The 14,922-nt window shown below is 71.3% G+C and carries 11 protein-coding genes; 5 read left to right on the top strand and 6 right to left on the bottom strand.

Going from position 1 to position 14,922, the window contains the following annotated elements; genetic code table 11:
* Window positions 1–18 precede the first annotated feature (18 nt).
* Both AMK29_RS25960 and AMK29_RS25955 read right to left on the bottom strand, forming a co-directional pair.
* Window positions 19–840 carry a PaaX family transcriptional regulator gene (locus AMK29_RS25960; RefSeq protein WP_073817546.1) on the bottom strand — a complete coding sequence of 274 codons (822 nt, stop codon included), beginning with the start codon at window positions 838–840 and terminating at the stop codon, window positions 19–21.
* A 39-nt stretch (window positions 841–879) separates the two neighbouring features.
* Window positions 880–2,502 carry an AMP-binding protein gene (locus AMK29_RS25955; protein WP_073817545.1) on the bottom strand — a complete coding sequence of 541 codons (1,623 nt, stop codon included), beginning with the start codon at window positions 2,500–2,502 and terminating at the stop codon, window positions 880–882.
* 255 nt (window positions 2,503–2,757) lie between these two features.
* Between AMK29_RS25955 and AMK29_RS25950 the strand changes: the two genes are divergently transcribed.
* The 3 genes from AMK29_RS25950 to AMK29_RS25940 all read left to right on the top strand — a co-directional run bounded on the left by AMK29_RS25950 (window position 2,758) and on the right by AMK29_RS25940 (window position 5,991).
* Window positions 2,758–3,942 (top strand): acyl-CoA dehydrogenase family protein, encoded by a 1,185-nt coding sequence (locus AMK29_RS25950; RefSeq protein WP_073817543.1) that lies wholly within the window; start codon window positions 2,758–2,760, stop codon window positions 3,940–3,942.
* Window positions 3,939–4,352: a RidA family protein gene (locus tag AMK29_RS25945; RefSeq protein WP_073817540.1), complete on the top strand. Its 414-nt coding sequence runs from the start codon at window positions 3,939–3,941 to the stop codon at window positions 4,350–4,352. The genes AMK29_RS25950 and AMK29_RS25945 overlap by 4 nt, the downstream gene beginning before the upstream one ends.
* 91 nt (window positions 4,353–4,443) lie before the next feature.
* Window positions 4,444–5,991, top strand: coding sequence for an MFS transporter (locus AMK29_RS25940; protein WP_073817539.1), 1,548 nt, complete (start codon window positions 4,444–4,446; stop codon window positions 5,989–5,991).
* 123 nt (window positions 5,992–6,114) lie between these two features.
* Here the strand turns inward: AMK29_RS25940 and AMK29_RS25935 are convergent, their stop codons facing one another.
* The 3 genes from AMK29_RS25935 to AMK29_RS25925 form a co-directional block, all read right to left on the bottom strand.
* Window positions 6,115–7,644, bottom strand: a complete 1,530-nt coding sequence (locus AMK29_RS25935; protein ID WP_073817537.1) for a helix-turn-helix domain-containing protein — start codon at window positions 7,642–7,644, stop codon at window positions 6,115–6,117.
* Window positions 7,645–7,694: 50 nt separating this feature from the next.
* Window positions 7,695–8,051 carry a VOC family protein gene (locus tag AMK29_RS25930; protein ID WP_073817534.1) on the bottom strand — a complete coding sequence of 119 codons (357 nt, stop codon included), beginning with the start codon at window positions 8,049–8,051 and terminating at the stop codon, window positions 7,695–7,697.
* 82 nt (window positions 8,052–8,133) lie between these two features.
* A complete protein-coding gene (locus AMK29_RS25925; RefSeq protein WP_073817532.1) occupies window positions 8,134–9,207 on the bottom strand; it encodes a saccharopine dehydrogenase NADP-binding domain-containing protein in 1,074 nt (357 codons plus the stop codon).
* Window positions 9,208–9,324: 117 nt separating this feature from the next.
* Between AMK29_RS25925 and AMK29_RS25920 the strand changes: the two genes are divergently transcribed.
* Both AMK29_RS25920 and acnA read left to right on the top strand, forming a co-directional pair.
* The gene (locus AMK29_RS25920; protein ID WP_073817530.1) at window positions 9,325–10,272 is read left to right on the top strand and encodes a helix-turn-helix domain-containing protein; all 948 of its coding nucleotides are present in this window, start codon (window positions 9,325–9,327) and stop codon (window positions 10,270–10,272) included.
* A 427-nt stretch (window positions 10,273–10,699) separates the two neighbouring features.
* A complete protein-coding gene (gene acnA / locus AMK29_RS25915) occupies window positions 10,700–13,417 on the top strand; it encodes an aconitate hydratase AcnA (protein WP_073817528.1) in 2,718 nt (905 codons plus the stop codon).
* Between the two features lie 92 nt (window positions 13,418–13,509).
* On the opposite strand, the gene AMK29_RS25910 is transcribed toward acnA, so the two are convergent.
* Window positions 13,510–14,430 carry an FG-GAP repeat domain-containing protein gene (locus AMK29_RS25910; RefSeq protein ID WP_073817881.1) on the bottom strand — a complete coding sequence of 307 codons (921 nt, stop codon included), beginning with the start codon at window positions 14,428–14,430 and terminating at the stop codon, window positions 13,510–13,512.
* Window positions 14,431–14,922 lie beyond the last annotated feature (492 nt).

The raw sequence follows: 14,922 nt of genomic DNA, 5'->3' as shown, positions 1-14,922 counted from the left end.
GACCGTCTCCAGGACGACTCAGCCCGCCGCGAGCACCGGGCGCACGAACTCCGCGCCCCGGTCCCGCAGCAGCTCGTGCAGGGCCGCGAACACCTCCACCGAGCGCCGGCCGGGCCAGTCGTCCGGGAGGAGCTCCGCCGGCAGCACCGGGTCCGCGTACGGCAGCCGGCGCCAGGAGTCCAGGGCGAGGAGGTAGTCCCGGTAGGCGTCCTCGGGGCCCGCCGGTGCCGCCCGCCAGGCCCGCAGCACCGGCCCGTGGGCCGCGAGGAATTCCTCGTGCAGCGCGGCGATCGCCGGCAGGTCCCACCATCGGGCCACGGCGTCCGCGGTCGCCGCGTACCCCAGATGGTCGCCCCTGAAGAGATCCACGTACGGGGACAGCTCCAGGCGCTCCAGGGCGTTCCTGGTCTCCTCGTACAGCCGCGCGGGCGCGATCCAGACGCCCGGCGCCGCCGTACCGAACCCGAGCCGGGCGAGCCGGGAGCGCAGCAGATGGCGCTTGTGCCGCTCGGCCTCGGGCACCGAGAACACGGCGAGGACCCAGCCCTCGGACAGCTTCGGCTCCGTACGGGCGTAGATACGGCGGTCGCCGTCGTCCAGGAGCCGGCGGGCGTCCTCCGAGAGGGCGTACCCGGCGGCCCCGTCCGCCGTACGGCCCGGCAGCAGCAGCCCGCGCCGCTTCAGCCGCGACACCGAGGAACGCACGGAGGGCGCGTCCACCCCGAGCACCGCGAGCAGCCGGATCAGCGCGGCCACCGGCACCGGCGCACCGTCGGGCGCACGGCCGTACGCGCCGTAGAGGGAGACGATCAGGGATCGGGGAGTGTGCTGCTCGGCCACAGTGATCACTTTAGGGGGTGGCGCACGTGTCGTGCCGGGTCATACCTGGTCCCGCAGCCGGAAGCGCTGGAGCTTGCCCGTCGGCGTGCGGGGCAGGGCGTCCAGGAAGACGATCTCGCGGGGCGACTTGTACGGGGCGAGGCGGGCGCGGACGAAGGCCCGCAGCGCGGCGGCCGTGGTGGCGTCGCGCGGCACACCGTCCCGTACCACCGTGTAGGCCACGACGACCTGGCCGCGCAGCTCGTCCGGCCGGCCCACCACGGCCGTCTCCAGGACGTCGGGGTGGTCGAGGAGCGTCTCCTCGACCTGGGGTCCCGCGATGTTGTACCCGGCCGAGATGATCATGTCGTCGGCCCGGGAGACGTAGCGGAACCAGCCGTCGGGCTCGCGGACGTACGTGTCGCCCGTGACGTTCCAGCCCTCCCGTACGTATTCGGACTGGCGGGGATCGGCCAGATAGCGGCAGCCCACCGGGCCGCGCACCGCGAGCAGGCCCTCCTCGCCGTCCGGGACCTCCCGGCCGTCACGGTCCGTGATCCTGGCCTGCCAGCCCGGCACCGGGCGACCGGTGCGGCCGGGGCGGATGTCGCCGTCGGCGGCGGAGATGAAGATGTGCAGCAGTTCGGTCGCGCCTATGCCGTTGATGAGGCGCAGCCCCGTGTGCCGGTACCAGGCCGCCCAGGTGGCCTCCGGCAGGTTCTCGCCGGCCGAGACGCAGCGGCGCAGCGAGCCCACGTCGGGGGCGGTGCCGAGGGCCAGCTCGTCGAGCATGACCCGGTACGCCGTCGGGGCGGTGAAGAGCACCGACACCCGCTGCCGCTCGATCGCGGCGAGCAGCTGCTTGGGCCCGGCCTGTTCGAGCAGGACCGCGCTCGCCCCGGCCCGCAGGGGGAAGACGACGAGGCCGCCGAGGCCGAAGGTGAAGGCGAGCGGCGGCGAACCGGCGAAGACGTCGTCGGGCAGCGGGCGCAGGACGTGCGCGGAGAAGGTGTCGGCGACGGCCAGGACGTCCCGGTGGAAGTGGACGCAGCCCTTGGGCTGCCCGGTCGTGCCGGAGGTGAAGGCGATCAGGGCCACGTCGTCGGCGGCCGTCGCCACCGCCGGGTAGGGGCCGGGGCGGCGGGCGGCGAGGGCGAGGAGGTCGTCCGGTCCGTCCCCGCCGTAAGGGGTGACGCGGAGCCCCGGGATCCGGGCCGCGAGGAGCTCGTCGAGGGCGTGGGCGTCGCAGAGGGCGTGGCTGCAGCGGGCCGCGTCCGCCATGACGGCCAGCTCGGGGGCGCGCTGCTGGGCCAGGACGGTGACGGCGATCGCCCCCGCCTTCATCACGGCGAGCCAGCAGGCGGCGAGCCAGGGGGTGGTCGGGCCGCGCAGCAGGACCCGGTTGCCGGGGCGGACCCGCAGGTCGGAGGTGAGGACGTGGGCTATGCGGTCGACCCGGTCCTGGAGCTCCCCGTAGCTCCAGACGCCGCCCTCGCCGTCGTGGAAGGCGGGACGGTCGGCGCCGAACCGCTCCACCGTACGGTCGAGGAGTTCCGCGCCGCAGTTGAGCCGGTCGGGGTAGGCCAGCTCCGGGAGGTCGAAGACGAGGCGGGGCCACCGGTCCGGCGGCGGAAGCCGGTCGCGGGCGAAGGTGTCGAGGTGGCCCGAGGGTGTCAGCTCCATGAGTCCGTCCCCCTGTCGTGGTGGGGTCGCCCGTCGCCCCACGAGCGTATCGTGTGGGTGACGGCAGTCAACGGTTCGCGACAAGGGTGCCCGGGACCGCCCGCGGGAAGCCGCCGGGCCGCGCCGGGACGGCAGGATCCCCCGGTCAGGGGCCGGCCACGCCCGACGACGGCACGACGGCGCCCAGCGGCGCCGGGACGGCAGCGCCCCACGGCGCAGGGACGACGACGCCCGAGGGTGTCAGAGAGGGCCCACATGCCCGCATTCTCGCTCGATACGGCACAGATCACCTGGTGTGCGGAGCTCCGCACCCTCGCCGCCGAACGCCTGCGGCCCCTCGCCGAGAAGGGCGAACCCGGCCGGGTCAACCGCCCCCTCGTCGCCGCCCTCGGCGAACTCGGCCTCCTCGCCCGTCTCTTCGACGCGGGCGCCCTCGACCTCTGCCTCCTGCGCGAATCCCTCGCCCGGACCTGCACCGAGGCCGAGACCGCCCTCGCCCTCCAGGGCCTCGGCGCCCACCCCGTCGCCGCCTTCGGCACCCCCGCGCAGCGCGCCCGCTGGCTCCCCGAGGTCACCGCCGGGCGGGCCGTCGCGGCCTTCGCCCTCTCCGAACCGGGCGCGGGCTCCGACGCGGCCGCCCTCGCCCTCGACGCCGTCCCCGACGGGCGCGGCGGCTGGCGGCTGCACGGCGAGAAACAGTGGATCTCCAACGCCCCCGAGGCCGACTTCGCCACCGTCTTCGCCCGCACCACCCGGGACGCGGGCTCCCGGGGCGTCACCGCCTTCCTCGTCCCCGCCGACCGGCCGGGCCTCGGCGGCGAGCACCTCGACATGCTCGCCCCGCACGCCCTCGGTACCCTCACCTTCGACGGCGTGCCCGTCGGCCCCGAGGACATCCTCGGCGCACCCGACCGGGGCTTCCGGGTCGCCATGCACACCCTCAACCTCTTCCGGCCCAGCGTCGGGGCCTTCGCCGTCGGCATGGCCCAGGCCGCCCTGGACGCCGCCCTCGCCCACACCGCCGCCCGCCCCGCCTTCGGCGGCCACCTCGCCGACCTCCAGGCCGTCGCGCACCGGATCGCCGAGATGGCCACCCGTACCGAGGCCGCCCGCCTCCTCGTGTACGCGGCGGCCGCGGCGTACGACGACGGCGATCCGGACGTGCCCCGGCGCTCCGCCATGGCCAAACTGCTCGCCACCGAGACCGCCCAGTTCGTCGTCGACGCCGCCGTCCAACTCCACGGCGCCCGCGCCCTGCAACGCGGCCACCTCCTGGAACACCTCTACCGCGAGGTCCGCGCACCCCGCATCTACGAGGGAGCCACCGAGGTCCAGCGCACCATCATCGCGAAGGAGCTGTACGCGTCCCACCGCGAGGAGACACGACCCCCGAGGTCCGCCACGGACGCGACCCCGCACGAGGAGGCACCGTCCCCATGAGTCTGCACCGGCACAACCCCGCCGAACTCGCCCCGCCCAGCGGCTTCTCCCACGCCGTGACCGCCACCGGCACCCGATTCGTCTTCCTCGCCGGACAGACCGCCCTCGACAGCGAGGGCGCCGTCGTGGGGGACACCCTGACCGAGCAGTTCACCACCGCCCTGGCCAATCTGCTCACCGCCCTCCGGCACGCCGGCGGCACCCCCGCCGACCTCGCCCGCGTCACCGTGTACACCACCGACGTCGCCGACTACCGCGAGCACGCCCATGAACTCGGCCGCGTCTGGCGCAGGTTGGCGGGCCGCGACTACCCGGCGATGGCCGTCATCGGGGTCGTACGCCTCTGGGACGAACAGGCCCGGGTGGAACTCGACGGCTTCGCGGTCCTGGACGAGCCCGCCCACGCTTGATCAACTGGTCACCCGAGTGGGCCGGGCTTAGTGTCGAAAGGTGGACTGACCGGCCCACGGACACTCACCCGGCGAGAACCCGAGGCGCCATATGAGTAACCCCAAGCCGACGACACCGGCACCGACCGCCGCTCCGAAGAGCGGTGGGGACGGCAAGGGCATCGCCCTGTTCGTGATCGCGTCCTGCCAGCTGATGGTGGTCCTCGACATCACGATCGTGAACATCGCGCTCCCGCACATCCAGACCGCGCTGGACTTCTCCACCACCAGCCTCGCCTGGGTCGTCAACGCCTACACCCTCACCTTCGGCGGCCTGTTGCTGCTCGGCGGCCGAGCCGGCGACATCCTGGGCAGGAGGCGCGTCTTCATCTTCGGCGTGCTGCTCTTCGGACTCGCCTCGCTCTTCTGCGGACTCGCGCAGAGCGAATGGCAACTCCTCGCGGCCCGCGCGCTCCAGGGCGTCGGCGGCGCGATAGCCTCCCCGACCTCGCTCTCCCTCATCACCACGACGTTCGATGAAGGCCCGGAACGCAACCGGGCCTTCGGCGTCTTCGCGGGCGTCTCGGCCGGTGGTGGCGCGATCGGCCTGGTCGCCGGAGGCATGCTCGTCCAATGGCTCGACTGGCGCTGGATCTTCTTCGTCAACGTGCCCATCGCCGTGCTCATCGCCTTCCTCACGCCCCGCCACGTCAAGGAGTCGGCCCGGCGCCCCGGCCACTTCGACCTCACCGGCGCCCTCACCTCGACGCTCGGCATGGTGGCGCTGGTCTACGGGTTCATCCGCGCCGCCCAGGAGGGCTGGCGCGACCCGTACACGATCGGCTCGTTCGTCGCGGCGGTCGTGCTCCTGGCCGTGTTCCTCCTCGTCGAGCGGCGCTCCCAGCAACCCATCACGCCGCTGCGGATGTTCGCCGACCGCAACCGTTCCGGCACCTACGCGATCATGCTGTGCCTGGCGGCGGCGATCTTCGGGATGTTCTTCTTCCTCACCCTGTTCGTGCAGCAGGTCCTGGCCTTCAGTCCGCTGAAGACCGGCATGGCGTTCCTGCCCGTGAGCGCGATCATCGCGGTCGGCGCGGGGCTCACGTCCAACCTCCTGCCCCGGTACGGGCCGAAACCGTTCATGGTGGTCGGCTCGGTCCTCGCCGCGGCGGGCCTCTCCTGGCTGACGCTGACCGACGTGAGCTCCACCTACCTGGGCAGCATCCTCGGTCCGATCCTCGTCTTCGGCTTCGGCATGGGCCTGATGTTCGTCTCGCTGACCATCATGGCGCTGTCCAACGTCGAACCCAGGGACTCCGGCGCCGCGTCCGGCCTGCTCAACGCGATGCAGCAGGTGGGCGGTTCGCTGGGCCTGTCGATCCTGGTCACGGTCTTCGGCACGGCCAGCCGCAACGAGGCGGACCAGCAGGTCCCCGCCTTCCTCGCCCAGGCGAGCCCGCAGGAGAAGGCCCAGTTCGCCGAGACGGGCCAACTCCCCCCGCCCTGGGGCGACGAGGTCCTCACGGCCGGCGTCTCCGCGGGCTTCATCACAGCGGCGATCTTCGCCGTGGTCGGCGCCCTGATCGCCCTCTTCGTCATCCAGGTCCGCGCCTCGGACATCGAACGCCTCAAGGGCGGGGTACCACCACCGGTCTGAGCACCGGGCGCCGGTGCGACGATTCCGGAACCGGGGCCACGTTGCCCCGCAGCGGCTCCCCGCCCACCGGAACTGAAGTGAGAAGCCCCCGCCGGTACCTGGCGGGGGCTTCCGCTGCTTCGACTAGATGTCCCGGAAGATCTCGATCTGCGCGCCGATCGAGTTCAGGCGTTCCGCCAGGTCCTCGTAGCCGCGGTTGATGACGTACACGTTCCGGAGGACTGACGTGCCCTCCGCCGCCATCATCGCCAGGAGGACGACCACCGCCGGGCGCAGGGCCGGGGGGCACATCATCTCGGCGGCGCGCCAGCGGGTGGGGCCCTCGACCAGGACGCGGTGGGGGTCGAGGAGCTGGAGGCGGCCGCCGAGGCGGTTGAGGTCGGTGAGGTAGATGGCGCGGTTGTCGTAGACCCAGTCGTGGATGAGGGTCTTGCCCTGGGCCGTCGCGGCGATGGCGGCGAAGAAGGGGACGTTGTCGATGTTCAGGCCCGGGAACGGCATCGGGTGGATCTTGTCGATCGGCGCCTCCAGCTTGGAGGGGCGGACCGTCAGGTCGACCAGGCGCGTGCGGCCGTTGTCCGCCGCGTACTCGGCCGAGCGGTCGTGGTCGAGGCCCATCTCCTCCAGGACCGCGAGCTCGATCTCCATGAACTCGATCGGGACCCGGCGGATCGTCAGCTCCGACTCCGTGACGACCGCGGCGGCCAGCAGGCTCATCGCCTCGACCGGGTCCTCGGAGGGGGAGTAGTCGACGTCCACGTCGATCTGCGGCACGCCGTGCACGGTCAGCGTGGTGGTGCCGATGCCGTCGACCCGTACGCCCAGCGCCTCCAGGAAGAAGCACAGGTCCTGGACCATGTAGTTGGAGGAGGCGTTGCGGATGACGGTCACGCCGTCGTGGCGGGCGGCGGCGAGCAGCGCGTTCTCGGTGACCGTGTCGCCGCGCTCGGTCAGCACGATCGGGCGGCCGGGGGAGACCGAGCGCTCGACCTGGGCGTGGTAGATGCCCTCGGTGGCCGTGACGTCGAGACCGAAGCGGCGCAGCGCGATCATGTGCGGCTCGATCGTGCGCGTACCGAGGTCGCAGCCTCCGGCGTACGGCAGCTTGAAGCGGTCCATGCGGTGCAGCAGCGGCCCGAGGAACATGATGATCGAGCGGGTGCGGATCGCGGCCTCGGCGTCGATCGAGTCCATGTCCAGCTCGGCCGGCGGCACGATCTCCAGGTCGACGCCGTCGTTCACCCAGCGGGTGCGCACCCCGATGGAGTTCAGCACTTCCAGGAGCCGGAAGACCTCCTCGATGCGGGCGACCCGGCGCAGGACCGTGCGGCCCTTGTTCAGGAGGGAGGCGCAGAGCAGCGCGACACAGGCGTTCTTGCTCGTCTTGACGTCGATGGAACCGGAGAGCCGGCGGCGGCCGACGACCCTGAGGTGCATCGGTCCCGCGTACCCCAGGGACACGATCTCGCTGTCGAGGGCTTCGCCGATCCGGGCGATCATCTCAAGGCTGATGTTCTGGTTGCCGCGCTCGATCCGGTTGACGGCGCTCTGGCTCGTGGCCAGGGCCTCGGCGAGCTGCGTCTGCGTCCAGCCGCGGTGCTGCCGGGCGTCACGGATGAGCTTACCGATGCGTACGAGGTAGTCGTCTGCCATGGCGTCACGTTATCTCAGATATGAGATGTCCTGATCATCGGGGTAGGCCATCAGGGTGACAGGCCGTGCGCGGTGGGGTGGCGCGGCTCGTACAGGGGGAGTTCCGTGCCGCTCGGCAGCCGGACGGCGGCGAGCAGCCCCCAGCCCTGGTCGCTGATGGCGCGTGAGATCTCCGCGCCCCGGTCCTCCAGCGTCGTCAGGGTCCGGGTGAGGTCCTCGCACATGAGGTACACCTCGTGCTTCGGCTCCTCCGACGTCGGATGCACCGCGATCTCGGCCGGTGGCAGCTTGAAGATGAGCCAGCCGCCCCCGGCGTCGACGTGCTCGAAGCCGAACACGTCCTTCAGGAAGGCCCGGTCGGCCTCCGCGTCCCGGGTGTACACGATCACATGCGCGCCGCTGAACATGCCTCGATCCTCGGCCTCCCGTACGGGGGCGGCAATCGTTCCGCGCCCGTACGGGGAGCGACCCCCGTCGGGCCGCCTCCCCCTACGGCAGTTCGACCGAGAGGTGTGCGGAGAGGGAGCGCAGGAAGTCGGCCGCGTCGAAGACCGCCCCCGCCGAGCCCACGCCGACCGCCCCCGCCGAGGCCGTACCCGTCACTCCCACCGTCCTCGTCCGCCCCGAGAGCACCCGGGCGACCGCCTCCACCGCGAGCGGCGCGCTGACGGCGTAGATGTCCTGGCCGCGTGCCACCGCCCGCCGTTCCTCGTCCCCGGAGCGCACCACCACGTCCACGAGGAAGGTCTGCGCGGACCGCCCGCGCTCGTCGACCGCCGCCGGGGCCGGCGTGTCCGAGGAGGCGAGGTCCTCCGCCGCCGCGACGGCCATGTACGTACGGACCTCGGGCACGGCCAGGTGGCTGGGGACGGTGACGACGTCGGCCATGGTGAAGTCGCCGATCACGGGGCTGACCCCCAGCGGCTCGGGGAAGGCCCACTTCTGCGTGGTGGACGGCGCCGCGTCCCCGTACTCAAGCCGCCCCCGCGTGAAGCGGACGTGCCGGCCGTCCCTGCGCTGCCGGGAGACCGCTCCCGCCGTACGCGTCCCGGCCGTCGGGTGCCAGCTGCTCAGCCCGTACGCCACGTGCACCTCGTCGGCAGACGTCCAGTCGCCCATCGCCGCCGTGACGAGCAGGTCGCCGAGGCCGCCGAAGAAGGCCATCGCGGGGATCACCACGGTCCCGGCGGCGCGGGCCGGCTCCGCGAAGAGGGCGAAGGTGTCGGCGTTGGCCTCGATCTCGGCCGCCACGTCCACGTACGGGATCCGGGCGCGCAGCGCCGCCTCGATCACCGGGGCGGCCGTCGACGCGAAGGGCCCGGCGCAGTTGATCACGGCGGCGGCGCCCGCCAGTGCGCGGTCCAGCGAGGCCGGGTCGTCGACCGTGGCCGGCCGCGCCTCGAGACCGGAGAGCTCCGGGCGGGACGCCGCGAACTCCGCCAGCTTGCCGGCGTCACGGCCGGAGAGGACGGGGACGAACCCCCGGTCCAGCAGCTCCGCCACCACGAAACGCCCGGTGTGCCCGTACGCACCGAAGACCGCGACCGTCCGCACCGCACCCATGAGTTCCTCCGTCGTCCATCGTCCGTCGTCTGCTGTCCTGTTCGGATACGAAGAGCCTGTCAGCGGCCGTCGGACGCGACCAGTGTCCGGAACGACATGCCCCGTACAATTACGGACATGGAAACCGTCGCCCTCGCCGTCACCGACGGGATGCTGCACTTCGAACTCTCCGTGGCCCACGAGGTGTTCAGCGACCCGTCGTACGACCTCGCCGTCTGCGGGCCCGGTCCGGTGCGGTTCGGCAGGTTCCGGCTGGAGCCGGACGCCGGGTTCGACCGGCTCGCGGAGGCGGGCACGGTGATCGTCCCCGGCTGGGCCGACGTCGACGTGGACCCGCCCGCCGGGCTCGTCGACGCGGTGCGCGCGGCCCACGAGGCGGGCGCGCGGGTGGCCTCGCTGTGCACGGGCGCGTTCGTCCTGGCCGCCGCGGGGCTCCTGGACGGGCGCCGCGCGACCACGCACTGGGCGCACACCGACGAGCTGGCCGCGCGGCACCCCCTGGTGGAGGTCGACCCGGACGTGCTCTACGTCGACAACGGCACCGTGCTCACCTCCGCGGGCAAGGCCGCCGCGATGGACCTCTGCCTGCACCTGGTCCGCCTCGACCACGGCTCGGCGTACGCCAACACGATCGCCCGCCGTCTCGTCGTGCCCCCGCACCGGTCCGGCGGCCAGGCCCAGTTCGTCACCGCCCCGGTGCCGGCCCAGGAGGACCACCCGCTCACCGAGCTGTTCCCGTGGGCGATCGAGCGGCTCGACCAGCCGCTGACCGTCGAGGACCTGGCCCGCCGGGCGAACATGAGCTCGCGCCACCTCGGCCGCCACTTCCGTACGGTGACCGGCGCCACGCCGCTGCAGTGGCTGCTGACCCAGCGGATCCGGCGCGCGCAGGAACTCCTCGAATCCAGCGGGGACAGCGTCGACGCCATCGCGGCGGCCACCGGCATGGGCACGGCCACGACCCTGCGCCGCCACTTCAACCGCACCCTCGGCGTCCCCCCGGACGCCTACCGCCGCACGTTCCGCCGGTCAGGGGCGCGCGCCGACGCCGGTGACCGCCGGTGATCCACTGGATCGCTAGCCTGTTCGTACGAACCCGACCGGGCGCCGAGCCCCCACCCCGAGCTGACGGCCATCGCGGAGCGCTTCGCGCCGGACCACCGCGCCGAGGCGTCCGCGGTCCTGGAGGCGGCCGCGGCCGAGTTCCCCGACTTCGACGACCGCGTCATGGCGCTCTGCCCCTGACTCGGGCCTCCGTTCCCGATCCCCGACCGAGGACAGGCATGCCGGGCATGACCGAGCGGCGGGGATGCACTAGAGTTATCTCGACATCGAGATAACTGCTTACGGCGCACCGCAGCCGCCCACCCGGTAAGGGTTACCTAACTAAGTCTTACCTTAGCGGATCGGCGGGGAGTCGGGCGGCACCACGCGGCGGCAGCCGCATATTGTCGCTGCGCGGTAATCGCGCACACTGATGAAGGAGACTGTCGTGTCGGCGAACAGCTTCGACGCCCGCAGCACGCTGCGCGTGGGCGACGAGTCGTACGAGATCTTCAAGCTGGACAAGGTCGAGGGCTCCGCGCGCCTCCCTTACAGCCTGAAGGTCCTCCTGGAGAACCTGCTCCGCACCGAGGACGGCGCGAACATCACCGCCGACCACATCCGGGCCCTCGGTGGCTGGGACTCGCAGGCCCAGCCGAGCCAGGAGATCCAGTTCACGCCGGCCCGCGTGATCATGCAGGACTTCACCGGCGTCCCCTGCGTCGTCGACCTCGCCACCATGCGCGAGGCCGTCAAGGAGCTCGGCGGCGACCCGGCGAAGGTCAACCCGCTCTCCCCGGCCGAGCTGGTCATCGACCACTCGGTCATCGCCGACAAGTTCGGCACCGCGGACGCCTTCGGCCAGAACGTCGAGCTGGAGTACGGCCGCAACAAGGAGCGCTACCAGTTCCTGCGCTGGGGCCAGACCGCCTTCGACGACTTCAAGGTCGTCCCGCCGGGCACCGGCATCGTCCACCAGGTGAACATCGAGCACCTGGCCCGTACGGTCATGGTCCGCAACGGCCAGGCGTACCCCGACACCCTCGTCGGCACCGACTCCCACACCACCATGGTCAACGGCCTCGGTGTGCTGGGCTGGGGCGTCGGCGGCATCGAGGCCGAGGCCGCGATGCTCGGCCAGCCGGTCTCCATGCTCATCCCGCGCGTCGTCGGCTTCAAGCTGACCGGCGAGCTCCCGGCCGGCACCACCGCCACCGACCTGGTCCTCACGATCACCGAGATGCTGCGCAAGCACGGCGTCGTCGGCAAGTTCGTCGAGTTCTACGGTGAGGGCGTCGCCGCGACCTCCCTCGCGAACCGCGCCACCATCGGCAACATGTCGCCGGAGTTCGGCTCCACCGCCGCGATCTTCCCGATCGACGGCGAGACCCTGAAGTACCTGAAGCTGACCGGCCGCTCCGAGCAGCAGGTCGCGCTCGTCGAGGCGTACGCCAAGGAGCAGGGCCTCTGGCTCGACCCGGCCGCCGAGCCCGACTTCTCGGAGAAGCTGGAGCTCGACCTCTCCACGGTCGTCCCCTCCATCGCCGGCCCGAAGCGCCCGCAGGACCGCATCGTCCTCGCGAACGCCGCCCAGCAGTTCGCCCAGGACGTCCGCAACTACGTGGACGACGTGGACGAGGCCGGCAAGGAGTCCTTCCCGGCCTCCGACTCCCCGGCCAACACCCCGAACGGCGCCCCGTCGAAGCCGGTCACCGTGACCGCCCCCGACGGCTCGACCTACGAGATCGACCACGGTGCGGTGACGGTCGCGGCCATCACCTCCTGCACCAACACCTCGAACCCGTACGTCATGGTCGCCGCCGCGCTCGTCGCGAAGAAGGCCGTGGAGAAGGGCCTGACCCGCAAGCCGTGGGTCAAGACCACCCTCGCCCCGGGCTCGAAGGTCGTCACCGACTACTTCGACAAGGCGGGCCTGACCCCGTACCTCGACAAGGTCGGCTTCAACCTCGTCGGCTACGGCTGCACCACCTGCATCGGCAACTCCGGACCGCTGCCGGAGGAGGTCTCCAAGGCCGTCAACGACCACGACCTCGCGGTCACCTCGGTCCTCTCCGGCAACCGGAACTTCGAGGGCCGGATCAACCCCGACGTCAAGATGAACTACCTGGCCTCCCCGCCGCTGGTCGTCGCGTACGCCCTCGCGGGCTCCATGAAGGTGGACATCACCAAGGACGCGCTCGGCATCGACACCGAGGGCAAGCCGGTCTACCTGGCGGACATCTGGCCGACCGAGGCCGAGGTCAACGACGTCGTCGCCAACGCCATCGGCGAGGACATGTTCAACAAGTCCTACCAGGACGTCTTCGCGGGCGACGCCCAGTGGCAGGCGCTGCCGATCCCGACCGGCAACACCTTCGAGTGGGACACCGAGTCCACCTACGTCCGCAAGCCCCCGTACTTCGAGGGCATGACGATGGAGACCACCCCGGTCACCGACATCGTCGGCGCCCGCGTCCTGGCCAAGCTGGGCGACTCGGTCACCACCGACCACATCTCCCCGGCCGGTGCCATCAAGGCCGACACCCCGGCCGGCAAGTACCTCACCGAGCACGGTGTGGAGCGTCGTGACTTCAACTCCTACGGCTCGCGCCGAGGCAACCACGAGGTCATGATCCGCGGCACCTTCGCCAACATCCGCCTGCGCAACCAGATCGCGCCGGGCACCGAGGGCGGCTACACCCGCGACTTCACCCAGGACGGCGGTCCGGTGTCGTTCATCTACGACGCCTCCCGCAACTACATCGAGCAGGGCACCCCGCTCGCGATCCTGGCGGGCAAGGAGTACGGCTCCGGCTCGTCCCGCGACTGGGCCGCCAAGGGCACCGCGCTGCTCGGCGTCAAGGCCGTCATCGCCGAGTCGTACGAGCGCATCCACCGCTCGAACCTCATCGGCATGGGCGTCCTGCCGCTCCAGTTCCCGGAGGGCGCCTCGGCGGCCTCCCTCGGCCTGACCGGCGAGGAGACCTTCTCCTTCACCGGCGTCGAGGAGCTGAACAACGGCACGACCCCGCGCACGGTCAAGGTCACCACCGACACCGGTGTCGAGTTCGACGCGGTCGTCCGCATCGACACCCCCGGCGAGGCGGACTACTACCGCAACGGCGGCATCATGCAGTACGTGCTCCGTAACCTGATCCGCGGCTGACCCGCCCGGACCGGCTGAACGGCAAGGGCCCCGCTCCTCGGAAGAGGAGCGGGGCCCACGCGTATGTGTCACGCGTCCGACCGGAGGCCGGATCAGAACATGATGCGGAAGCCGTTCCAGCCGCCCGAACCGATCTTCACACGACCGTAGAAGGGCGAGGCGGCGTTGCCGGTGCCCTTGAACAGGTACAGCGCGCCGGCGCCGTCACGGGCGACCATGTCGGCGTTGCCGTCGTAGTTCATGTCACCGACGGACAGCAGGTAGTTGTAGATCTGGAAGCCGGAGCCGACCTGCGTACGACCGGCGAAGGGCTTCTTGTAGTCGCCCGTGCCCTTGAAGAGGAACAGGCGGCCCGCGGTGTCGCGGGTGATGAGGTCGGCCTTGCCGTCGGACGTCATGTCGCCCTTGCCGGTCAGCTGGTTGTAGATCTGCCAGCCGCCGCCGACCTGGTACCGGCCGGTGAGGTTGCCGTTGCTGTAGCCGAGGTAGTGCCACAGCACACCGGCGCTGTCGCGCGCCAGCAGGTCGTCGGCGGCGCCGCCACCGGTGTTGCTCGCGGAGAACACCCGGTTGTAGATGCCCCAGCCGCCACCGATGTCGCGCGAGTTCTGGCTCCACGCGCCGTAGTACAGGCGGTTGTTCTCGACGAACCAGACACCGTCCGACTCGCCGTTGTTGTTGAGGTCCGTCTGGGTGACGAACTTCTTGTACTGGAAGCCGTAGCCGGTCTTCTCGGCGGGCGTCAGGCTGCCGTCACCGTTGGTGCCGTAGCCGTAGATGTTGCCGGCGCCGGTGACGCCGTACAGGGCGTTGGTGGGCGTCACGGCCGCGCTCGCCGTGGCGGCGAGCGCGCCGGCGCGGGGCGCCGACTCGGCGGCGACGGACCGCGCCGATCCCTGGGGCGCGTCGGCCGCCACAGCGGCCGTGGTGGTGCCGACGAGTGCCGCGGTTATCGCCGCGACCGTCACACGGGACAGGACGCCCGTGCGGTTCAGGCCAGAAGTCTTGGCCACGTAGTACTCCAGATGCAAGAGGAACAAGGCAGGTTTCCGCCGTGCCTCCGCGCACGAGGGCGAAGACGGCGGACCTTTATGATCCCGGATCGTTCTTACAGGACCTTCACCGGGCGGGGGGTCTGTGACACAACTGTTTCGATCCCGTTCATGCGTACCCTTTGCACGCTTTGTCTGAGTGGTGGCGAAAGGGGCATGCCAGGACCCCTCAGTACGGGTAGTCCTGAGGCGGTGTCAAGGGTGTCGACGCACGGATGGTTGGACGAAACGCCGCAGATCCGCCGTGCTTATCCCGGAGGTCTCAACTCGGGAAAGATGGCTGCCGAAACCTGGTTTCGATCTTGCTCGGATGAAGGGAAGTGGACTATACCTGTCGGCGTCCAGCCAGTCGTTTCCATCACACGACGGCCCGACGCCTGCACGACCCGGCTGCAAATGACCGCGGTGGCGGGGCCCTTCGCCTGTGGCGAGCGAGTACGGGCGACCGGTACA

The organism is Streptomyces sp. CB02261 (assembly GCF_001905665.1).
Classification (GTDB): Bacteria; Actinomycetota; Actinomycetes; order Streptomycetales; family Streptomycetaceae; genus Streptomyces.
The sequence above is the reverse complement of the archived record's forward strand: the minus strand, read 5'-3'. Positions and strand labels throughout refer to the sequence as shown.

Coding starts and splice junctions, on each gene's coding strand:
- AMK29_RS25955 (WP_073817545.1), bottom strand. CDS start 2,502: ATGGAGCTGACACCCTCGGGCCACCTCGACACCTTCGCCCGCGACCGG.
- AMK29_RS25950 (WP_073817543.1), top strand. CDS start 2,758: ATGCCCGCATTCTCGCTCGATACGGCACAGATCACCTGGTGTGCGGAG.
- AMK29_RS25945 (WP_073817540.1), top strand. CDS start 3,939: ATGAGTCTGCACCGGCACAACCCCGCCGAACTCGCCCCGCCCAGCGGC.
- AMK29_RS25940 (WP_073817539.1), top strand. CDS start 4,444: ATGAGTAACCCCAAGCCGACGACACCGGCACCGACCGCCGCTCCGAAG.
- AMK29_RS25935 (WP_073817537.1), bottom strand. CDS start 7,644: ATGGCAGACGACTACCTCGTACGCATCGGTAAGCTCATCCGTGACGCC.
- AMK29_RS25930 (WP_073817534.1), bottom strand. CDS start 8,051: ATGTTCAGCGGCGCGCATGTGATCGTGTACACCCGGGACGCGGAGGCC.
- AMK29_RS25925 (WP_073817532.1), bottom strand. CDS start 9,207: ATGGGTGCGGTGCGGACGGTCGCGGTCTTCGGTGCGTACGGGCACACC.
- AMK29_RS25920 (WP_073817530.1), top strand. CDS start 9,325: ATGGAAACCGTCGCCCTCGCCGTCACCGACGGGATGCTGCACTTCGAA.